The 19,590-nt window shown below is 64.9% G+C and carries 27 protein-coding genes; 11 read left to right on the top strand and 16 right to left on the bottom strand.

Annotated elements, in window-relative coordinates; all coding sequences use genetic code 11:
- Positions 1-214 precede the first annotated feature (214 nt).
- A complete protein-coding gene (locus AYJ54_RS08020; protein WP_347337208.1) occupies positions 215-1,168 on the bottom strand; it encodes a hypothetical protein in 954 nt (317 codons plus the stop codon).
- A 217-nt stretch (positions 1,169-1,385) separates the two neighbouring features.
- Between AYJ54_RS08020 and AYJ54_RS08015 the strand changes: the two genes are divergently transcribed.
- A complete protein-coding gene (locus AYJ54_RS08015; protein WP_063698294.1) occupies positions 1,386-2,591 on the top strand; it encodes a L,D-transpeptidase in 1,206 nt (401 codons plus the stop codon).
- 59 nt (positions 2,592-2,650) lie between these two features.
- Here the strand turns inward: AYJ54_RS08015 and AYJ54_RS08010 are convergent, their stop codons facing one another.
- Both AYJ54_RS08010 and AYJ54_RS08005 read right to left on the bottom strand, forming a co-directional pair.
- Complete coding sequence (locus AYJ54_RS08010; protein WP_063698141.1) at positions 2,651-3,613, bottom strand: D-2-hydroxyacid dehydrogenase family protein; 963 nt, start codon at positions 3,611-3,613, stop codon at positions 2,651-2,653.
- 137 nt (positions 3,614-3,750) lie between these two features.
- On the bottom strand, positions 3,751-3,966 hold the full coding sequence (locus AYJ54_RS08005; RefSeq protein WP_063698139.1) for a hypothetical protein: 216 nt from the start codon (positions 3,964-3,966) through the stop codon (positions 3,751-3,753).
- Positions 3,967-4,202: 236 nt separating this feature from the next.
- On the opposite strand from AYJ54_RS08005, the gene ettA reads away from it, so the two are divergent.
- Both ettA and AYJ54_RS07995 read left to right on the top strand, forming a co-directional pair.
- A complete protein-coding gene (ettA, locus tag AYJ54_RS08000; RefSeq protein ID WP_063698137.1) occupies positions 4,203-5,852 on the top strand; it encodes an energy-dependent translational throttle protein EttA in 1,650 nt (549 codons plus the stop codon).
- Between the two features lie 7 nt (positions 5,853-5,859).
- Entirely contained in the window at positions 5,860-7,086 is a 1,227-nt protein-coding gene (locus AYJ54_RS07995) for a lytic murein transglycosylase (protein WP_063698135.1), read from the top strand.
- A gap of 90 nt (positions 7,087-7,176) precedes the next feature.
- Here the strand turns inward: AYJ54_RS07995 and AYJ54_RS07990 are convergent, their stop codons facing one another.
- Together AYJ54_RS07990 and AYJ54_RS07985 are read right to left on the bottom strand one after the other, a co-directional pair.
- Positions 7,177-7,461, bottom strand: coding sequence for a hypothetical protein (locus tag AYJ54_RS07990; RefSeq protein WP_063698133.1), 285 nt, complete (start codon positions 7,459-7,461; stop codon positions 7,177-7,179).
- Positions 7,462-7,671: 210 nt separating this feature from the next.
- The gene (locus AYJ54_RS07985) at positions 7,672-7,998 is read right to left on the bottom strand and encodes a hypothetical protein (RefSeq protein ID WP_063698131.1); all 327 of its coding nucleotides are present in this window, start codon (positions 7,996-7,998) and stop codon (positions 7,672-7,674) included.
- 128 nt (positions 7,999-8,126) lie between these two features.
- On the opposite strand from AYJ54_RS07985, the gene AYJ54_RS07980 reads away from it, so the two are divergent.
- The 3 genes from AYJ54_RS07980 (at position 8,127) to bfr (ending at position 9,481) form a co-directional block, all read left to right on the top strand.
- Complete coding sequence (locus AYJ54_RS07980; RefSeq protein ID WP_063698292.1) at positions 8,127-8,420, top strand: hypothetical protein; 294 nt, start codon at positions 8,127-8,129, stop codon at positions 8,418-8,420.
- Positions 8,421-8,587: 167 nt separating this feature from the next.
- Positions 8,588-8,860, top strand: a complete 273-nt coding sequence (locus AYJ54_RS07975) for a (2Fe-2S)-binding protein (RefSeq protein WP_063698129.1) — start codon at positions 8,588-8,590, stop codon at positions 8,858-8,860.
- Between the two features lie 132 nt (positions 8,861-8,992).
- Positions 8,993-9,481 (top strand): bacterioferritin, encoded by a 489-nt coding sequence (bfr, locus tag AYJ54_RS07970; protein WP_063678021.1) that lies wholly within the window; start codon positions 8,993-8,995, stop codon positions 9,479-9,481.
- Between the two features lie 262 nt (positions 9,482-9,743).
- Here the strand turns inward: bfr and AYJ54_RS07965 are convergent, their stop codons facing one another.
- From AYJ54_RS07965 to AYJ54_RS07950, 4 genes are all read right to left on the bottom strand, one after another.
- Complete coding sequence (locus AYJ54_RS07965; RefSeq protein WP_063698128.1) at positions 9,744-10,349, bottom strand: pyridoxamine 5'-phosphate oxidase family protein; 606 nt, start codon at positions 10,347-10,349, stop codon at positions 9,744-9,746.
- Positions 10,350-10,425: 76 nt separating this feature from the next.
- A complete protein-coding gene (locus AYJ54_RS07960) occupies positions 10,426-10,779 on the bottom strand; it encodes a hypothetical protein (protein ID WP_063698290.1) in 354 nt (117 codons plus the stop codon).
- Positions 10,780-10,952: 173 nt separating this feature from the next.
- Positions 10,953-12,014 carry an alpha/beta fold hydrolase gene (locus tag AYJ54_RS07955; RefSeq protein ID WP_063698126.1) on the bottom strand — a complete coding sequence of 354 codons (1,062 nt, stop codon included), beginning with the start codon at positions 12,012-12,014 and terminating at the stop codon, positions 10,953-10,955.
- A gap of 169 nt (positions 12,015-12,183) precedes the next feature.
- Positions 12,184-12,576 carry a nuclear transport factor 2 family protein gene (locus AYJ54_RS07950; RefSeq protein ID WP_063698124.1) on the bottom strand — a complete coding sequence of 131 codons (393 nt, stop codon included), beginning with the start codon at positions 12,574-12,576 and terminating at the stop codon, positions 12,184-12,186.
- 144 nt (positions 12,577-12,720) lie between these two features.
- Here AYJ54_RS07950 and AYJ54_RS07945 point away from each other — a divergent pair, with 144 nt between their 5' ends.
- From AYJ54_RS07945 to AYJ54_RS07935, 3 genes are all read left to right on the top strand, one after another.
- Entirely contained in the window at positions 12,721-13,413 is a 693-nt protein-coding gene (locus AYJ54_RS07945; RefSeq protein WP_063698122.1) for an ArsR/SmtB family transcription factor, read from the top strand.
- Positions 13,414-13,533: 120 nt separating this feature from the next.
- Positions 13,534-13,800, top strand: a complete 267-nt coding sequence (locus AYJ54_RS07940) for a DUF2277 domain-containing protein (protein WP_063698120.1) — start codon at positions 13,534-13,536, stop codon at positions 13,798-13,800.
- Positions 13,801-13,897: 97 nt separating this feature from the next.
- On the top strand, positions 13,898-14,119 hold the full coding sequence (locus AYJ54_RS07935; RefSeq protein ID WP_063698288.1) for a hypothetical protein: 222 nt from the start codon (positions 13,898-13,900) through the stop codon (positions 14,117-14,119).
- A 57-nt stretch (positions 14,120-14,176) separates the two neighbouring features.
- Here the strand turns inward: AYJ54_RS07935 and AYJ54_RS07930 are convergent, their stop codons facing one another.
- The gene (locus AYJ54_RS07930) at positions 14,177-14,677 is read right to left on the bottom strand and encodes a collagen-like protein (protein WP_063698118.1); all 501 of its coding nucleotides are present in this window, start codon (positions 14,675-14,677) and stop codon (positions 14,177-14,179) included.
- Positions 14,678-14,835: 158 nt separating this feature from the next.
- Between AYJ54_RS07930 and AYJ54_RS07925 the strand changes: the two genes are divergently transcribed.
- Positions 14,836-15,102: a hypothetical protein gene (locus AYJ54_RS07925; RefSeq protein WP_063698116.1), complete on the top strand. Its 267-nt coding sequence runs from the start codon at positions 14,836-14,838 to the stop codon at positions 15,100-15,102.
- Between the two features lie 15 nt (positions 15,103-15,117).
- Here AYJ54_RS07925 and AYJ54_RS07920 read toward each other — a convergent pair whose 3' ends face one another.
- Positions 15,118-15,363 carry a helix-turn-helix domain-containing protein gene (locus AYJ54_RS07920; protein ID WP_063698115.1) on the bottom strand — a complete coding sequence of 82 codons (246 nt, stop codon included), beginning with the start codon at positions 15,361-15,363 and terminating at the stop codon, positions 15,118-15,120.
- Positions 15,364-15,792: 429 nt separating this feature from the next.
- Complete coding sequence (locus tag AYJ54_RS07915; RefSeq protein WP_063698113.1) at positions 15,793-16,560, bottom strand: SDR family NAD(P)-dependent oxidoreductase; 768 nt, start codon at positions 16,558-16,560, stop codon at positions 15,793-15,795.
- 111 nt (positions 16,561-16,671) lie between these two features.
- Between AYJ54_RS07915 and AYJ54_RS07910 the strand changes: the two genes are divergently transcribed.
- The gene (locus AYJ54_RS07910) at positions 16,672-17,157 is read left to right on the top strand and encodes a hypothetical protein (RefSeq protein ID WP_063698111.1); all 486 of its coding nucleotides are present in this window, start codon (positions 16,672-16,674) and stop codon (positions 17,155-17,157) included.
- Positions 17,158-17,163: 6 nt separating this feature from the next.
- On the opposite strand, the gene AYJ54_RS07905 is transcribed toward AYJ54_RS07910, so the two are convergent.
- The 4 genes from AYJ54_RS07905 to AYJ54_RS07890 all read right to left on the bottom strand — a co-directional run bounded on the left by AYJ54_RS07905 (position 17,164) and on the right by AYJ54_RS07890 (position 19,265).
- Positions 17,164-17,802 (bottom strand): hypothetical protein, encoded by a 639-nt coding sequence (locus AYJ54_RS07905; RefSeq protein ID WP_063698109.1) that lies wholly within the window; start codon positions 17,800-17,802, stop codon positions 17,164-17,166.
- A 94-nt stretch (positions 17,803-17,896) separates the two neighbouring features.
- Positions 17,897-18,148 carry a hypothetical protein gene (locus AYJ54_RS07900; protein WP_063698108.1) on the bottom strand — a complete coding sequence of 84 codons (252 nt, stop codon included), beginning with the start codon at positions 18,146-18,148 and terminating at the stop codon, positions 17,897-17,899.
- A gap of 319 nt (positions 18,149-18,467) precedes the next feature.
- A complete protein-coding gene (locus AYJ54_RS07895; RefSeq protein WP_063698106.1) occupies positions 18,468-18,728 on the bottom strand; it encodes a hypothetical protein in 261 nt (86 codons plus the stop codon).
- Positions 18,729-18,881: 153 nt separating this feature from the next.
- On the bottom strand, positions 18,882-19,265 hold the full coding sequence (locus AYJ54_RS07890; protein ID WP_063698104.1) for a RidA family protein: 384 nt from the start codon (positions 19,263-19,265) through the stop codon (positions 18,882-18,884).
- Positions 19,266-19,590 lie beyond the last annotated feature (325 nt).

Genomic DNA, 19,590 nt, shown 5'->3' with positions numbered 1-19,590 from the left:
CCCGCCGATCGCGACCGGACCGGCGTGAGGCGTTCGACTGTGGCCGTGGCGAAAGGTGCGCTCCCTCGCCCCGCTTGCGGGGAGAGGGCTGGGGTGAGGGGGAGTCTCCGCAGGGGTGGTGATAGCTGGACTCGTGGAGAGTCCCCCTCACCCCGGAATCCGCGCTACGCGCGAATTCCGACCTCTCCCCGCAAGCGGGGCGAGGTGAAGCGCGTCAGCGGGGGCGCGCGGCCGTCGCGGCGAGCGTCGGCTGCTGCTGCACGAACGGAAAATAATACGTCTGCTGCACCTGCTGAGGAGGGGGCGGCCGCCGTACGATGCGGCGCTGCTTCTTCACCTTGTGCGCACGCGGCTTGCTCGCCTTGCTCTCCGGCGTGCTGCTGTCGGCCTTTGCGTCGGTCTTGGCTTTCGCCGGCGAATCCTTCCAGGCCGTGGTCGCGGGGTCGTCCAGCGCGGCCACACTGGCCGTCGCAATGTCGATCGCGGGCGATGCCGGCGCGGTCGCCGGCTCGGCCGGCTGCGCTTCGGCGGCAGCGGCCGGCTTGTCCTCGGGGAGGGATGCGGTCGTGTCGGCCGGAGTCAGCGTGTCGGCGGGAGCCGGGGGCGCAGTCTCCGCCTTGGCCAGTTCGGCGGCTGGCGCCTGAGCAGTGGGCGGAGCCTCGGCAGCTGGCGCGGCATCGGCGACTTGCGGCTCGGGCTGGGCACTGGCCTCGGCTGTCACCGCGGCCACCTGCTCAGGTTCGGTCTCGGGCAGCGCAATGGTCGGGACCTTGTCCCGCAGCGACGGCGTGGGCTCGGCCGCCGCCGGCTCGCTCGCTTCCGCACGGAACGCGGCGAGCACTGGCTGCTGGACCCGTTCGGCGGCCTGCGCAAACACCTGCTCCTGCGGGCCGTTCCGCCAGGAGGGGTTGCTGACGTACTGCTCGTGGGTCGTCCGCAGCAGCGCGGCGGCCCCTAAGCCGAACACCAGGATGGAGGTAGACAGCAGGATCGCGGCAAACAGGAAGCGAAAGCCGGGAAGCATCGAAGGATACGGATTTCCGCCCTGGCGGGGTGGTGGCAGGGCCTTGAGCCATCTGAACGCGGTGACGGTACTGATTGCCGCGTTCGCCACGCGGGACCGAAGCTCAAACTGGAGGCGAATCAGGCTGATTCGACCATACCGCAACGCCTCCGCGCAGTTCCCCTAAAAATCGGGCGGAAGACTCCGGCAATCTACGGCTTGATGCGATTTCCGCCCCGTGATGCACCGGAGCAACGGTGGCTAGCGGATCACAAATCGCCAGATCAGGCGCAAATCGGCCTGATATGTCTTGAATGTGCCGCTATCTTCGGTCATGTGCGTTGACGGTCCGATCGGGCCTGGGGACCATACAAGAGCGATGATGATCAAACATTTTCTGACGATATGCGCTGCCGCAACAGTCGCTGCGGCGGGAACCTCGCTCGTGCAGGCCCAGACGTATCCGGTGCAGCAGGCACCGAGCTATGGCGCTCCGTCCCAATATCGTCCCGGCGATCGCGTGCCGAACTTCGACGCGCTGGAGGACGATGACGACGCCGCGCCTCAGGCGGCGCTGCCGCCGCCCGGTCCCTCCGGCCCGGTGATGTCGCCCGATGATCCGCGCTATGGCCGCCCCGCAGGCGCGCCGCCAGTCTACTCGGCGGCCCCGCCGCAAGGCCCGGTGATGTCGCCGGATGATCCCCGTTATGGCCGTCCCGCGGGCGCTCCGACCTATTCGGCCGCCCCGCAGGGTCCGGTGATGTCGCCCGACGATCCCCGCTATGGCCGCCGCGATGGCCCGCCGCCGGTGATCTATGCCGACCGTCCGACGCAGGCGCCTGCCAGCGATGGCCTGCGTCCGCCGGAGGCGATCAATGGTCCCGCTGCGACCGGAGCGGTTCAGCAGCAGCCTGCCGTCGGTAGCGATGGCCGGCCGATGACGATCGCCTCGCTGCCGCCCGAGGAGCAGCCTGATGCTGCGCCCGCGCAGTTGCCGCCGAACCTGCGTCGTCAGGAGGTCGCGTTCCAGACCAAGGAGCCGGCCGGCACCATCGTCGTCGATACCCCGAACACCTACCTCTATTACGTCCTCGGCAATGGCCGCGCGGTCCGCTACGGCGTGCGCGTCGGCCGCGACGGTTTCACCTGGACCGGCGTGCAGAAGATCACGCGCAAGGCCGAATGGCCGGATTGGCATCCGCCGACGGAGATGATCGAGCGTCAGCCCTATCTGCCGCGCTTCATGGCCGGCGGCCCCGGCAATCCACTCGGCGCCCGCGCGATGTATCTCGGCTCGACCGTCTACCGCATCCACGGCACCAATCAGCCCTCGACGATCGGCAAGTTCGTCTCCTCCGGCTGTATCGGCATGCTGAACGAGGACGTCTCGGACCTGTTCGATCGGGTCAAGGTCGGCACCCGCGTGGTGGTGATGCCGGGCGGCCAACCGCCGGGAACGGCGACCGCCTCCGCCGCGCCGACGCCCGGTGCTGCCGCACCGGCTCCGATGTCCGCCCAGGCCGGTCCGGCTTCGGGCACGCAGCCGACGGTGGTGCCGCCGCTGCCCGCGCCGGTCACCGTGCGCTAAGCGCGTCGCGAAAACTCAGATTGCAAAAAGGGCGTGCCGTCGGCACGCCCTTCGTCATTTCAGGCTAGTTTCCGCGGCAGATCGCTGCCCTTGGTCCAGGCGTCGATCGCCTCGACCATCTGGCCGTAGTGGATGCGCAGCCCGTCCTCGGTCGCGTAGCCGAGGTGCGGTGTCAGCACGAGATTGTCGAGCTTGCGGAAGGGATGATCGACAGGCAGCGGCTCGACCGAGAACACGTCGATGCCGGCGCCCGCGATCTTCTTCTGCTGCAAGGCCTCCAGCAGCGCCGCCTCGTCGACGATCGGCCCGCGCGCGGTGTTGACGAGGTAGGCCGTCGGCTTCATCCGCGCGAGATCATCGCGGCCGACCAGTCCCCGCGAGCGTTCGCTCAACACCACATGGATGGTGACGATATCGGCCTTGGCGAACAGCTCTTCCTTGCTGGCGTAGCCGACGCCGGCCTCTTTGCACTTCTCCGGCGTGAGGTTCGGGCTCCAGGCGATCACGTTCATGCCGAACGCTTTCGCAAGGCCCGCCATCTTGCTGCCGAGCTTGCCGAGCCCGACGATGCCGAGCGTGCGGCCCTCGATCTCGACGCCGGCGAAGGTCTGCCAAGGCTCGCCCGCATGCATGCGCGCATTCTCGCGGCCGATGCCGCGGGTCAGTTCCAGGATCAGGCCCATGGTGAGCGGGGCGGTGGGATCGCGGGAATATTGCGTGCCGCCGATGGCCACGTTGCGCGCCTTCGCGGCTTCCATGTCGATCGAGGCGTTGCGCATGCCGGAGGTGAGTAGCAGTTTCAGCTTCGGTAGCGCCTCGAACAGGCTCCTGGGGAACGCGGTGCGCTCGCGCATCGCGCAGATGATCTCGAAGTCGGCAAGCGCGCTAGCAGCGGCCTGCTCGGAGGCGAAGGGATGGCTGAACACGGTGACGTCGACGCGATCGGCAAGCTTCGGCCAGTCGGCGACGTTGAGGGCGAGGTTGAAATAGTCGTCGAGAATTGCACAGCGCAGCCGCGTCATCAGCGTTCATCCATGGCGAGAGGTGACGGCGCAAGCGGGGGCGCCATCGTCGGAACCAGGCCATGGTTGCGCGCAATCACACCCGCGCGCAAGCGGCTCGCGTCTTCAAAAATCCGATAGAAGCGAAAGCAATGGGCTCAGAGGTCGCGGGGTTTCAGCCGGATCGGCGCATCCATGCCGTGCTTGGCGCGCCAAGCCGGTCCGGGACCGCGCATGTAGTGCAGCTCGGGACGATAGGGGTTGAACGCAGTGACGAAAAAGCCCTTCCAGAAGCTCTTGACCTCCGCGACAAGGTTTGCGGAGCGGCCGGCTTCTGCCGGGACGGCAATGGAATTGGTCTCGATCAGAGCCATGATGCGGCCTCGCTGTTCTCCCCGCTCGTTCTGCGCGGGGGGCACTTTTTTCAGCGCCGAGGCGAGCTTTGGCCTGCTTTATTAAAAAAAGGTTTCAATTGTCCGGATCGTTCCCCGGATGGTGTCCGTCCCGTAATCATCCGTGGTGAACGGAGGGAAAACGTTGCCCTTTGGGGGCGGGATCGCTACATCGGCGGCAAGCAAAATTTCCTCAAATCGAAGGTTTCACGGGACCGATGGCGCGCCAGTTCATCTATTTCATGCAGGGTCTGACCAAGAGCTACCCGACCCGCAAGGTGCTCGATAACATCCATCTGTCGTTCTACCCGGACGCCAAGATCGGCGTGCTCGGCGTCAATGGCTCGGGCAAGTCGACGCTGCTCAAGATCATGGCCGGCCTCGACAAGGAGTACACCGGCGAGGCCTGGGTCGCCGAGGGCGCCCGCGTCGGCTATCTCGAGCAGGAACCGCATCTCGATCCCAAGCTCTCTGTGCGCGAGAACGTCATGCAGGGCGTCGCCAAGCAGAAGGCGATCCTCGACCGCTACAACGAGCTCGCGGCCAACTATTCGGACGAGACCGCCGACGAGATGACCAAGCTGCAGGACGAGATCGAGGCCCAGGGCCTCTGGGATCTCGACAGCAAGGTCGACCAGGCCATGGACGCGCTGCGCTGTCCGCCCGACGAGGCCGACGTCACGAAACTCTCGGGCGGTGAGCGCCGCCGCGTCGCGCTATGCCGGCTCCTGCTCGACCAACCCGAGCTCTTGCTGCTGGACGAGCCGACCAACCATCTCGACGCCGAGTCGGTGTCGTGGCTGGAAGGCCACTTGCGCAACTATCCCGGCGCGATCCTGATCGTCACCCACGACCGCTACTTCCTCGACAACGTCACGGGATGGATCCTCGAGCTCGATCGTGGTCGCGGCATTCCCTATGAGGGCAACTACTCCTCCTGGCTGGTGCAGAAGCAGAAGCGGCTCGAGCAGGAGGGCCGCGAGGAGGCCGCGCACCAGAAGACGCTCGCCCGCGAGCAGGAGTGGGTCGCGTCCTCGCCGAAGGCACGCCAGGCCAAGTCCAAGGCGCGCTATCAGCGCTATGAGGAGCTGCTCAAGAAGGCGAGCGAGAAGCAGACCCAGACCGCACAGATCATCATTCCCGTCGCCGAGCGGCTCGGCGCCAATGTGGTCGACTTCGAAGGCCTCAGCAAAGGCTTTGGCGATCGGCTTCTGATCGACGATCTCACCTTCAAGCTGCCGCCCGGCGGCATCGTCGGCGTGATCGGTGCCAACGGCGCCGGCAAGACCACGCTGTTCAAGATGATCACCAAGCAGGAAACGCCGGACAAGGGCACCATCACGGTCGGCGAGACCGTGCATCTCGGTTATGTCGACCAGTCGCGCGATGCGCTCGAAGGCAACAAGACCGTGTGGGAGGAGATCTCCGGCGGCAACGAGCTGATCCTGCTCGGCAAGAGGGAAGTCAACTCGCGCGGCTACTGCTCGGCGTTCAACTTCAAGGGCGCCGACCAGCAGAAGAAGGTCGGCGCGCTCTCCGGCGGTGAGCGCAACCGCGTGCATCTCGCCAAGATGCTGAAGTCCGGCGCCAACGTGCTGCTGCTCGACGAGCCGACCAACGATCTCGACGTCGACACGCTGCGCGCGCTCGAAGAGGCGCTGGAGGATTTCGCCGGCTGCGCCGTGATCATCAGCCACGATCGCTGGTTCCTCGACCGCATCGCGACCCACATCCTGGCCTTCGAAGGCGACAGCCATGTCGAATGGTTCGAAGGCAACTTCCAGGACTACGAGAAGGACAAGATGCGCCGGCTCGGCCAGGACAGCATCATCCCGCACCGCGTGAAGTACAAGAAGCTGACGCGGTGATTTCAGCATGATCCGGCGGACGCTCATTGCTGCGGTGATCGCGGTCACTTGCGGCTGGTCGTCCGCCCATGCCGCAGACGCCGCCTTCGCGCAGTTCATCGCCTCGCTCTGGCCGGAGGCGCAGGCCGCCGGTGTGTCGCGCGCGACTTTCGACGAACAGACGCGCGGGCTCGAGCCTGACTACAAGCTGCCCGACCTGATCCTGCCCGGGAGGCCCGCGACCGGCGCGCCTTCGCAGGCCGAGTTCGTGCAGGTGCCGGCCGACTACATCAAGGAAGCCTCGATTGCGCGCCTAGCGGGCGAGGGGCAGCGGCTGCTGCAGAAATATCGCCCTGCGCTGACGGAGATCGAGAAGAGCTCCGGCGTGCCCGCGACCGTGATGCTCGCGATCTGGGGCCGCGAGACCGACTATGGCCGCTACACGCTGCCTTACGATCTCGTGCGCGTGCTCGCGACACAGGCCTATGTCGGCCGCCGCAAGGACCAGTATCGCAACGAATTCATCCTGGCGCTGAAGATCCTCGGCGAGGGCGCGGTGACGCGCAAGGACATGCGCTCGTCCTGGGCCGGTGCCACCGGGCTCACGCAGTTCCTGCCGTCGGAATATTACAAGCACGGCGTCGATTTCGACGGCGATGGCCGCGTCGATATCTGGCATTCGGTGCCGGATGCACTGGCCTCGGCCGCGCAGCAGCTCGTCAACAAGGGCTGGCAGAGCGGGGTACGCTGGGCCTACGAGGTGCAGGCGCCGGCGAAGATAGATTGCAGCGTCGGCGTGCCCGAGGTGACGAAGCCGATCGGCCAATGGCTGCGCGAAGGCTTTGTGCCGGTGCGTGGGCAAAAGTTGAGCGCCGCCGAGCAGGCTCAGCCGGCCTCGCTGTTGCAGCCGGAAGGCATTTACGGCCCTTCGTTCCTGACGACGAAGAACTACTTCGTCATCAAGGAGTACAATTTCTCAGATCTCTACGTGCTCTTCGTCGGTCATCTCAGCGACCGCATGACCAGCCCGCAGCCGTTCGCGACGCCATGGTCGGCCTCGAAGCAACTGCGAACGACGGATGTCGAGGCCATGCAGCGCGGGCTGACGCGCATCGGGCTCTACAAGGACAAGATCGACGGCAAGGCCGGCATGCTCACGCGCGCCGCGCTTGGTGCCTATCAAAAGTCGGCGGGGCTGAAGGTGGATTGCTGGCCGAGCGAAGAGGTGCTGCGCTCGATCCAGGCGGCGCGCTAGCGAGCCTCAGTTCTTCCGTCAAAGAAAAAGCCCGGCCGATGCTCTCGGCCGGGCTTTGATCGCGGCGCCTTACGCGCCGTATCGATCAGATCAGTAGCAGACGCGGACCGGGCGGATGACCCAGCCGTAACCGTCCCAGTAGCGCTGGCGCTGCCAATAGCAGGGCGGGGGCGGCGGAGCGGGCTCGGCCACGTAAACGGGGCCGCCATAGACCGGACGGCTCGACGCGATGGCGCCGCCGACGATGGCGCCGCCGATCAGGCCGGCCGCGATGCCGGCGCCGACGCCGTCACCTGCTTTCGCGGGCGGAGTGGCGGTCACCAGCGAACCGGCAACCGTCGCAACCGTAAGGGCGGCAACTAAAGTCTTCTTCATGCTCTTGGCTCTCCTGGGAGATGGGACGCTCCTTGTTAGGAACGCCAGGGTTTCAAAGGTTCACGCACACTCTGATGATATTGGCCGTGCGGCTAGCAAGCGCGCAAATGGTCAATCCACAGTAAACGCACACGGAGCTGTGACGAGAAAAAGCGGTCTTTTTCGGGCCCCAAGATGAACAGCGTCCGTAGTGAACCGGCTTCGCGTGCATCAGCCACAGACTCTGACGCGCCGGGAGCGCCAAGCGTAGCCGTCCCAGAAGCGCTGCCTCTGCCAGACGCAGCCGCCGAAATAGTCATCGGCGACATAGCCCGGGCCCGGCGCGTAATAGCGGGGCGGGTAGTAGCCCGGTTCATAGTAGCCGTAGCCGGGGCCAGGTCCGTAATAATACGGGGAGGCCAGCGCGCCACCAACAATGGCGCCGCCGATGATCCCGGCCGCCACGCCTGCGGCGACGCCGCGCTGCGCATGGGCCGGGGTGCCTGCCGTCAGGGCCAGGGTGACGACGGCAGCGACTGCCAGCAGTGACTTTTTCATGGGGCGACCTTTCACGCACGGAACTCTTTGGGGGTAAGGTTCCATACTTCGTTTGAATGATCAATGAACGGCGGCTTCATCGGGCGCGACGAATTGGTGCGGGATGCCCCTTCCGCCAGGAGAAAATGATGAGCAGTGCGCTGACGAATGCCCTGATAGCCGTCGGGATCACATCCATGATCGGCTATGCCGTAATGGTCCACGTGCAGAACCGCGGCCGGCGGCAGTCGCGGGCAGGGGCAGGCGCCGATAGCAGTGGTGACAGCTATTCGGGGACGAACGATGGCTTCTCGCTGGGGAGCTGGTTTTCCAGCGACAGTTCGGGCAGTTCGACCGACAGCGGGAGCTGCTCGAGCAGCGATAGCGGCAGCAGCGGGGATTGCGGCGGCGGCGATGGTGGCGGAGGCGGCGGTGGCGACTAGGCCTTATCCGGTCCAATCTTGATCCAGTGCAACGCCGTATTTTAGAGCCGTTCTAGGCTATATCCGGGCCAGTTTGGAATAGCTTCAAATACCAGTTTTTCCTTTTGCATCCGGCCGGGCCCTTAAATATCGATAATGGCGCATCACCGAAGGGCTTGCCGCTTTCCATGATCGTCTGTTCCTGTAACGTGCTGAGCGATGACGACATCCGCGCCGCCGTCGCCGACTCCGACGACGCTGTGCGTCATGCCAAGCAGGTCTATGGATGCCTCGGCTGCAGCGCCGAATGCGGCCGCTGCGCCCGCACCATCAAGACCATCATCGAGGAAGCGCTCGGTCCCTGCGCCAAATCCTGCTGTGCCGGCTGCCCGCACAACCATCAAGTGGCTGCCAACGACGAGACTGCTGAGCCGGCCGATTTCGCCCTAGCGGCCTGCTGAAAACTCCATTTGCAACGGCTGAGCTTATCCTCGGCTGCGTCCGCGTAGCCGGTTGCCCTTGTTCCCAAACTGTTTTAGAAGCGTTCTAAACTCGGTTTATGACCGATTTGGCCGCAAGAGCTGGAGTGAATCATGCAGGGCGACGCAAAAGTTATCGAATATCTCAACAAGGCACTGCGTCATGAGCTGACTGCGATCAATCAGTACTGGCTGCACTATCGCTTCCTCGACAATTGGGGCCTCCTGGACATGGCCAAGGTCTGGCGCAAGGAGTCCATCGAGGAGATGGAGCACGCCGACAAGCTGACCGAGCGCATCCTGTTTTTCGACGGTTTCCCGAACATGCAGGTGCTCGATCCCCTGCGTATCGGCCAGAACGTCAAGGAGATCATCGAGTGCGATCTCGCCGCCGAAATGAGCGCGCGCGCGCTCTATCAGGAAGCGGCCACCTACTGCCATAGCGTGAAGGACTACGTCACGCGCGACCTGTTCGAGAAGCTGATGAGCGACGAGGAGCACCACATCGACTTCCTCGAAACCCAGCTCGATCTGATCGGCCGCATCGGCCTCGAACTCTACACCCAGAAGCACGTCGGCGGGCTCGAGGGCGAGGGGCATTAAGCCCCGGCATCAACCGCAATCTCTGCGTTAGCCGCACATTCCCATGTCGTCCCGGCGAAAGCCGGGACCCAACCACAGGGAGTGGTTGTGGCACGCGATTGGCAGCCACGAGTCTTCGCCAAACTCAATCCTGTGGTTGGGTCCCGGATCGGCGCTCCGCTTCGCTGCGCTTGTCCGGGACGACAGTTTGCCTTTGTCCGGCATCTCAAAGCCGCGTCGTAACGCTCGCTTGTCCGGGACGACACTGTGGTTGGTGCGCCAGCTAAAGCTGCGTCTTGTACCGCGCTTCCACGGCGTCCTGGCCTTCGGGCTCTCCCAGGCTGGTCTGATCGTGGATCACCTGGCTGATGCTGGGCATTACCGAGCGCTGCACCTTCACGTCGGGCGACCACAGTTTTGAGCGCATCAGCGCCTTGCCGCAGTGGAAATAGACTTCGCTGACAGCGACGTTCAGCACCGCGCGCGGCGGCTTGCCGAATTCCACCATCGCGGCGAGCAGATCCGGATCGGCCGACAGCGTGCCACGCCCGCCGACGCGCAGCGTCTCGTCGATCCCGGGCACGAAGAACAACAGATGCACGAAGCCCGAACCTTCGACGACGTTTTTGAAGCTGTCGATGCGGTTGTTGCCGGAACGGTCGGGCATCAGCAGCTGGTTGGGGCCGGCGACATGGACGAAGCCTATACTGCCGCCGCGCGGCGAGGCGTCGACGCTGCCGTCGGCGCCCGATGTCGCGAGTACGCAGAACGGGGACATCTCGATGAATTTCTTCGCGTGCGCATCGATCGAGGGGCGCGCCTTCGCGATCACGCGCGGGGTCGGCTTCGGATAGATGGCGGCGAGGTCTTCGGCGCAAAGATCGGTCAAGGCGTGCCTCCGGATCAGCTTCGCGTCAAACTACCTGATCGAGCCGGCTTAGCCAATCCGGCACGCGCGCCGTGTGCTACACCGCATCCGCCGGCACGAAGCAACTGATGATGATGGCGCCGCGGTGGTGGACGTACCACACCACGGCCTGGCCGACCGGATTGCCGCGGTCGCGGATGATGGCGCGCTCGGGCACCGCCATCCATTGCCCCTCGATCGGCACCCAATAGGTGCCGTCGCGCACATCGTAATCGGTGCGGTGTCCGTCGGAGATGTCGCAGCAGGGCACGCCGTTCGGCGCCATCACGCTCTTGAACCAGGCGCGGATATCGGGCGGGACGTTGTCGTATTGCCCGTTGTCGAATGCGAGCGCGGCGCCCGCAAGCGCGGGCATTGCGGCCAGCCAAACGCACACTGCGAGCCTGCGCATGCGATCCTCCTCATCGCGTGTCATGCCACTTGCGCGCGGTTGTCCCGCGCGTCGATTCGTGTCGTTGACGCGATTAAGCCTGAGCTGCCAGAGCGTTGCATGCCCAAATAATATGCGGCGTCGACGCGCCGCACATGATGCGCCGCGAGATGAGGACGGAACAGTTCGCGGTCTCACATCGTCCGCTGCGGCGCGGTTTGCAGCAATTGCCGGACCTGCTCGGTGTAGAACTTTGCGTTGCCGGTGGTGCCGTGACCGCGCGTCTCGGTGCTCCCGGGGATGAGATACAGGCGCGCGTTCTTGACCCGCTTCATCGCGGCCTCGGTGACGCCGGTCTCCGGTGGGTTGCGCTCGTCGTCCGCGGAATTGATCAGCAGCAGGGACGCCTCGATTCCCTCCAGCCTCTCCGAGGCGTTGTAGTCGTGCGAGGCCTCCCATTGATAGATGAAGTCGTTGGCATCCGCCGTCACCGGCGTTCCGAGCCGTTCGTCGACGATCTTGTCGGCCTTGGCCGCTGTCGGCGCCTGCGACTGATATGCGAGCGTTCCGCCGATGCTCGCGATGCCGTAGGCGACGATGGCATACTTCATCATGCGCGGCTGGCTCGTGTAGTTGCCGCCATTATAGTCGGGATCGTTGCGGATGGTGTCGAGCATGATCCGCCGCAGCATCCAGTTGCGCGCCGCCATCTCGGTCGGCTGGCAGGCCATCGGCACCAGCGCATCCATCGCCTTTGGATATTTCTCGCCCCACAGCCAGGTGTGCATGCCGCCCATCGAATTGCCGATGACGAGCCGCAGGTGCTTGACGCCGAGACCTTCCGTCACCAGGCGATATTGCGCATCGACCATGTCGTCGTAATCGTATTTCGGAAAGCTCGTCTTCATCCCGTCGGAGGGCTTTGACGATTTTCCGTGGCCGATGCCGTCGGGAATGATGATGTAATATTTCGACGCGTCGAGCGGCTGACCGGGCCCGAACATCTCGCCGGCAAAGGCAGGCGACAGCATGCTTGCGGCCGAGCCGCCCGAACCGTGCAGCACCAGCACGGGCTGGCCGGTCGGCTCGCCCACGGTGGTGTAGTGCAGCCGCAGCTCCGGCATGACTTCGCCGGTGTGGAACTTGAAGTCCTTCGCGATCCAGTCGCCTTGCTTGGGGGCCGGATAATCGGCGGCCATCGCCGGCATCGAAATGGACAGCAAAGCGGCTGCAAGCATCCCGCCCGAAATCTTCATGTGTCTCTCCCCGTTGCGGCCGCTTTCACCCGAACCGCTTCAACGGCGATCTTATCAGCGTCGCCTTGAGGATCGAGACCGGATGCAATGCCGGCCGCCAAAACATTTTCGTAAATGGTGCATCGCGCAAGCGGAATATTTCGGCGGCAGGCAGAACCAGGTGGCCTGCTCATTCATGCTTGAGAAAGCCGAGCGCGTACCAGCCCCAGTAGACCCTGTGGCGTTGGATCAGCCCCTCGTCGATCTCCATGATCTCGACCAGCTCCGGAGCGAGGCGCGGATATTCCCAGGTGACGATCCGGCCGTCCGTGAAGAAGCCCTGCTTGAAGCGCTTGCGCTGTGGCGGATTGGTTTGGAACACGCGCGCAATGAAAGCGCGCAGATTGTCCTTGCCTTTGACGATGCCGGTCGAGGTCTTCAAGAGGTGCTGGACCAGCGGGCTTTCGATGGATGCGTCATCGGCATAGAGTGCCAGGGATGCCTCGAGGTCCTTGTTGCCGAGGGCTTCATCCCACAGCTTGCAGATGCGTTCTGCGTCCGTTTGATGTGCTTCGTTGATCATGATGTGATCCTCTGGATTCGGGGTGACATATCCAGGGGATCGCAGAGGACGCGCCGTCAAAGTTTCACCGAATTTTGAAATGACCGCCTTTGGTATGATTGCGATGACGTGGCGGCGGGCCCAGGTCAGGAGCGGGAGTATTTGATGGTAGTCGCGCGACGGTCGGTTCAATCGGGGTTTTCGCGGCTCACCGAGGCTTTGAGCGATCCCGCGCGCGAAGCCATGGTGAGTGCGCTGTTCGGCGGCAAGGCCTTGCCCGCGGGGGAACTGGCATCGATTGCCGGCGTGTCGCCGCAAAGCGCCAGCGCGCATCTGCAGAAGCTGACGGAGGCGCGGCTGCTCTCGGTGTGGCAGCAAGGCCGGTTCCGCTACTATCGGATTGCGGACGACGAGGTCGCGGGCCTGATCGAGAACCTCGTCAATGTCGCCATCAGGACCGATCATGCCGAACGCATGCGAAGCGTGCCGACGCCACTCCGGCAGTCGCGGGCCTGCTATTGCCATCTCGCCGGCCAGCTCGGCGTGGCGCTGCTGGACGGCTTGGTGTGCCGCGAATTGATTGCGCTGCATGGTCGAGAGGGCTCTCTCACCGAGCAAGGCGAGGAGTGGTGTCACGCCGAGGCGATCGACTTCAGGCCGGGCCGCGATCCGCACATGCGCCTCTGCAACGATTGGACCGAGCCTGTTCCGCATCTCGCAGGCCCGTTTGCCAATGCGATCCTGAAGCGGCTGGTCGAAACGCATGCGCTCGCGCCGCATCGCGTTCCACGCGCGCTTCGTCTCACGCCGAAGGGGCGCGCCTTCTTCGAGCGGCTTGGCGTCCCTATTCCATTCTGACACGTCGTGTCCGGTATGCCGGGTGCCGATGACAGCGGCGGATTCGGCATGTAGCATCAGGCCGTCGCCGATCGTCCTTGAACCGGAGCGCGCCTTTCACAAGGAATCTAGGAGAAACTTATGTGCCGCAACATCAAGACGCTGTTCAACTTCGAGCCGCCGGCGACGGAGGACGAGATCCACGCCAGCGCGCTCCAGTTCGTACGCAAGCTTTCCGGCTTCAATAAGCCGTCGCAGGTCAATGAGGAGGCCTTCAATCGCGCGGTAGCGGAGGTGTCGGACGCCGCGCGTCGACTGCTGACCTCGCTGCATACCCACGCGCCGGCGCGGGATCGCGATGTCGAGGCAGAGCGGGCGAGGGAGCGTTCCCGCTTACGCTTCGGCTAGCGGTTCGTCAGCCGCCGCTCCGTGATCTGGCTCACGGCCTCGGACGTCTCGACGCGCGATGATGTCCGCCGGGGTTTTAACAACCCGGAGCCCGAGCATGAGCCGCCCCCTTCTTCCCCTCAAAGCAGGTGCCATTGCTTTCACGCTGCTATGGACCGCGTGGATGATGTGGTGGAGCGGCCCGTTTAGCAGCGTCTACCTGACAATCCTGACGCTGTGCGGTGCCGCGATCGGCTATCTCTGGTACCGCGCCATGCGCTGGCAATTCGAGCGCATGGGCATGCTGCCGCGCAAGGACGATTCATCAAGAGCCTCTTGAACGAGGCTTGTGTCCGGGCTCGGCAGCATCGCGCTGCGTCCGGGGCACGGCGTGTCGCTAGTGCCTGTCGCCGTGCTTCTTCTTTTTCTTCTTTTTCTTGTGATCGTCGCCTTCGCTGTCGTCACCTTCGTCATCGACGATTGGGTCGCCCTCGTCCTGCACGGCGGCTTCCAGCGCCGCGCGCTCGGCGGCCTCCTGTTCGCGCTGGCGGCGGCGCTCGTCCCAGGCATCAAACAGCTGCTCGAGCCACGGCAGCACCTGGTCGATCGAGGGCAGTTGACCGGGCGGACCCGCTTCGCCGCGCGGACCTTGCGGCCCGGTCGGCCCCTGCGGTCCAGCTGGCCCGCGCGAACCGGCCTCGCCCTGCTTACCCTGCGGACCGGCCTTGCCCTGCGGTCCGGCCTTTCCGAGGGGCCCTGGCTTGCCTTGCGGCCCCGGCTTGCCGCGCGTGCCGTCCGGGCCGCGCCGGCCCGGATGCCCCTGCGGCCCCGGCCGTCCCGGCTCGCCCTGCCGCCCGCGCGGTCCCTGAGGTCCCTGCCGTCTCTGATCGTCTGCCACGCCACTGCTCCCTCTACCGGACCCAAGCTACTTAGCGGCGTTTGACGACAGCAGCAATTCCGCCCGCGCATCGGGCCGGACTTGATCAACATCAATCGGCCGCGCGAGGCGCTGTGGCATGGCGTGACGCGCCAACACAGCTTGCCGAGGAGCGGCCGATGAGCGCGGGATGGAAGGTCTTCTGGTTGTCGGCCGTCGTCTTTGCCGCGGCGTACGGACTGGCGCGGCTCCTCGTGCCGGACGTCGTGCCGATCGGCTATGCCGAGGAGCCGGAGCCGTCGTGGGCGGTGATGACGGCGTTCGTGCTGCGCGCGATCGAGCTGACCGCAGCCTGGGTCGCGGTCATCACGTCATCGGTCCTGGCCGGAGCATGGCTGCGTCAGCTGTTTCGCCACGCGGTGCCACCCGCGCCGCGGTCGGACTGATTGCGGCGTCACGAGCTAGTCGTGATACGCAGGCACCTGGATGCCTGAGGCCGCATAGAGCCTGATCTTGTTGCGCAGTGTGCGCACCGACAGGCCGAGCACGCGCGCCGCACGCGTGCGGTTGCCGTCGCAGCGGGCAAGCGTCTGGAGCACGAGCTCGCGCTCGACCTCGTCGACGGTCGCGCCGATCAGAAGCGGAACGATCTGGTTTGGAGCAAGAAGCTGCGCGCCCTGTGGCGCCGCGGCATGAACAGTGGTCATCAACACACCTCCCGACCAACGCCCGCTTCCATCGATGGAAGCGGATCGAGAACAAACGACCCCCAAGCCGTAGATCTACGGTGGGCGGGTTTGGTTAATGAATGGTTAATTGCGGCGTCGGCGCACCAATTGACCTTGGGAATACCGCGAAGCCGCCGCGATTGGCACGAGGTGCATAGCGATGCTGACCGATTTTCGCGCCCCAAGGTAGGTGTCATGCCCTGCGACCCGGCTACGCCAAGGCTTCGCCGGGGTTGCGGTCTTGGGCCGCCGAAGCTTTAGCGTAGGCGGCAGGCGGGGCATCCAGTACGCCGCGGTTTCTCCGTATCCCACCGCCGTCTCTGGAATACTTGATCGCCCGCTCCAGTCCGCAATTATCCGCAAGGCGGGCGATGACGGAGTGTACGTGGAGAGAGCGCCGCGCCTCCCTCACACCGTCCGGTACCCGCCATCCACCATCACGATCGTTCCCGTGACGTAAGCCGACAGATCGGACGCGAGGAAGATCGCGGGGCCCACGATGTCATCCGGCTTGCCGGTGCGCCCGAGGGGAGTGTGATCAACGAAGGCCTGTACCAGTGCTGGATTGGTGGCGCGCACGGTCGCGTTGATGTTGGTCTCGATGAAGCCCGGGCCGATCGCATTGACGCGCACGCCTTCCTTGCCGAGCTCGACCGCGAGCGCCTTGGTGAAGCCGAGCACGCCGTGCTTGGAGGTGGTGTAGGCCGCCGAGCTCGGCGTGCGCAGATGCACGAAGGACTGGATCGAGCCGATATTGACGATGCGGCCCTTGCTCGCGCGCAGGGGAGCGAGGAAGGCCTGCGTCATGTTGAAGACGCCGTTGAGGTTGAGCGAGATGATGTCGTTCCAGTCCTTCGCCACCGTTTCCGTCTCAGCGGTGAAGGCGTTGCGGCGGGTGATCCCGGCATTGTTGACGAGGATCGATACCTGTCCGACCTTGTCGGCGACCTGCTTGGCCAGCGCAAAGCAATCCTCGCGCCTGGTGACGTCGAGCGCAAAGCTCTCGGCCTTGCCGCCTGCTTTTCGGATCTCCTCCGCAGCTTTGGCGACCGTCGCGGCGTTGACGTCGAGCAGCACCACCTGCGCACCCTCGCGCGCGTAGCCCGCCGCGATCGCCCGGCCGATACCTGATCCTGCACCCGTGACGACGGCGATGTGGTTTGCGAGCAATGCCATGACATTTTCCTCCCGAATTCGTTTCGAAGTTTCATGAAAGGCTAACTCGAAATTAAGGGGTCTGAAACGGCCGCCTTGGCATACTCATCTCTGCTGCTAGACGTTGCGCGCATGATGGAACGACTTGAAACCTGGAAACTGGCTCTCGAACGCCTGCGGTCGGCGGAGTCCGCCGACTGGGTCGAGACGGGCCGGCTCGTGGCCGAGATCGTGCGGATGAGCAGCGACACGATGCTGCGGCAGGCAGCCGAGCAGGCGCTGCCCGTGCTGCGCCAGGCCGTGGACAATGACGATCACAGTGTCACGCTGGCGGCGCAGCGCCGCATCGGCGTCGTCCTCGAGGTCATCCTTGGATTGACCGCGCCGCGCTTCGGCCGCCGCAATGCGTTGCCGAAGAAGCTCTCCACCGAGGAGCGCGCGCGCAGGACGCTCGGCCTGCCGCTCGCCGTGCAGCTCACCTTCGAGGACATCAACCAGGCCTATCGCCGCGCCGCCAAGGGCATGCATCCCGACCAGGGCGGCACTGCGCAAGCCTTCATCGACCTCGCCGCCGCGCGCGACATCCTGATCCATCCCGGCGCGCACAAGGACGCGTGAGGCGTCTCAGCTCTTGCTCACGCAGCTCGGATAGGGCGCGGCTTCGCCCGGAACGATCAGGCAGAGATCGATCGGGCGCAGATCGCGCAGGCGTGCCTGCCAGCGCTCGTCATTGACCGGCGGCTCGTCGCTCTCAGGGCCGCGCTCGGCCCACTGGATGGTGTAATAGTCGGTCGCGCCTTTGACGGTGATCAGGAGCGCGGTCTCGCTGTGCCGCGTCGGCCCGCGATCGACCCGGCCGCAGCCGATCACGGCGACGAAGCCGTCGAAGCGACCGAATGTCGTGGTGCCGAGCGATTTCGCCGCAAAGCTGTCGGGGCAGGCCGACTGGAATCCGCCGGCGATCGTGCTCGCGAATGTCTCGAGGGAAGCGTTGGGATTGGAGGTCATGCCCTTCTCGCCGGTCACGGTGATCATCTGCGTCCAGCGCTCGGGCGTCTCGCCCTTCAGCACTGCCTCGCGGATGTAGTGGCCGCCCTTGGTGTTCTCGAACACCGCGACGAAGTTCGACGGCATCGAGAAGGTGACGAGCTGGCCGAAGATCGGCGAGATCACGCGGAACGGCTGCGGGCTCTGCGCCTGCACCATGGAGCCGAGCGCGAGCGATGCGGCCAAAAGTGTTGCTTTCGTTGTGAGCGCGCGCATCGATTAGCTCCTGATAGGTGCGAGGTGAAAACACGAGCGGGCAAGGGCGTTGCGCCCTTGCCCCCGGCTTCAGTGTCGCCCGCCGATCGCGATTTTACCAGGTGCAGTGGCCGTTACGCAGCGCATGATCCTTGACCGCGAGCGCATCGACGAAGGTCGGCACGGATGCGCTGATGCGGGCGTAGTCGGACGGCCACGGCGTGGTGGGAATGCTCTCGTCCCAGATCTGGCAGAATCCGTTGTCCTGCCAGCGGATCAGGTGATAGCCCGCTTTGGCCGGGCTCGCGGCAACGAAGGCGGCGACGGCAAGACCGGCGGCAGCGCACAGCACGGAAATACGATGCATGGATAGCTCCTCAAATGAAGGATGTGATGCGCCTCCCGACAATGTTTGGGAGGAGTGGCGCGGGACGCTGGGGGAGTGCGTCCCGGACAAGTTGTGAGTAGTTCCGTGCAGTGATGAGGTTCAAAGCGAGCCTGCAGGAAGTACCGGAATTTGGCCGGAAAACACGCGTTAACGCCGAGGCCGGCAATTGCGCAGGGCGCGGCGGCTGAGGCCTGATCGCCGTCGCGTCACACCGCGGACAGACGGCGCGACCCGTCAAAAAGTGAAGGCGGGCTGCGCGCGCAACCCGCCTTCCAATTCGATCCGCCTGTTCGCCGGCTCAGAGCGTGCAGCGGCGCTCCGCGCGCAGCTTGATCTGGACATCCGAGGCGGCCGTGAAGGTCGGGAGCGGCTTGCTGACGACCTTGTAGGTCGAGGATCCCCACTCGAACGGCTTGTACCTCAGGTCCTCGTTCCAGACCTGGCAGATGCCGGTGTTGTCCCAGCGGATCACGTAATAGCCGACCTTCGCCGAGGCCGGCGCGGCAAAGACGGACGTGGCGATGCCGGCAGCGGCACAGAGCGCGAGAACGCGACGCATGAAGTAGCTCCTTGTGGGGGAAACGTGAGCCGAAATCTCGTGGGGCAAAAGCGGCTCCTTTGCAAGCCGGGGAGCGGCCGTTCACGGACATGTCAGACGGAGTCGGCCACTTGGTTTGGCCGAGTGCCCGGCAAGGCACACCGCAAGCCTGGCTCACTTCGCCAGCGACGCCACCGCCTCGATCTCGATCAGCATCTTTGGGTTCGGCAGGGCGTGCACCACGCAGGTGGTGCGGGCCGGGTAGGGCGGCGGGCCGAACGCACCGGCATACAGCGCGTTCATCGTCGCGACGTCGGAGGCGCGCGTCAGCAGCACGTTGACCTTGACGAGGTCGCGGAATGTCGCGCCGGCCTCCTCCAGCACGCGCCGCATGTTGATGACGACGTTGGCGAACTGCGCCTCGAACCCGTCAGGCAGCTCGCCGTCGGCGTCGAAGCCGGGAATGCCGGAGATGAACAGGAGATCGCCAACACGCGTGGCGAAGGAGAGGGGCGGTGCCTTGACATGCGGCGGGGGTGCAAAATGCAGGATCGGCATGGGTCACCTCACAGATGGGGCGGTCGCGTCGCCCGCATCAGCGTAGCGACATGCGGGACGGTTGCAACCGCGCATTCGCTGTTGGCGTCTTCCTGTCGCAAACCCGGCGATGGGCCTGCCGCACAAAAATATCGAAAACAACCCCATGCAACGTAGAATGGCCGGCCCGCCCGGTTGCGTCCGGCGACGCCGGAAAGCCATTTGACACGTCGGGCAAAACAGCAGCAAAACGTCATCATGGCGCCGATGATCGCACGTCAAAGGCGCGATGAGCTGCTTCGCCTCGCCCCGCTTGCGGGGAGAGGCCGACGCGCGAAGCGCGGCG

It is taken from the genome of Bradyrhizobium centrolobii (genome assembly GCF_001641635.1).
Taxonomy (GTDB): Bacteria; Pseudomonadota; Alphaproteobacteria; order Rhizobiales; family Xanthobacteraceae; genus Bradyrhizobium; species Bradyrhizobium centrolobii.
The sequence above is the reverse complement of the archived record's forward strand: the minus strand, read 5'-3'. Positions and strand labels throughout refer to the sequence as shown.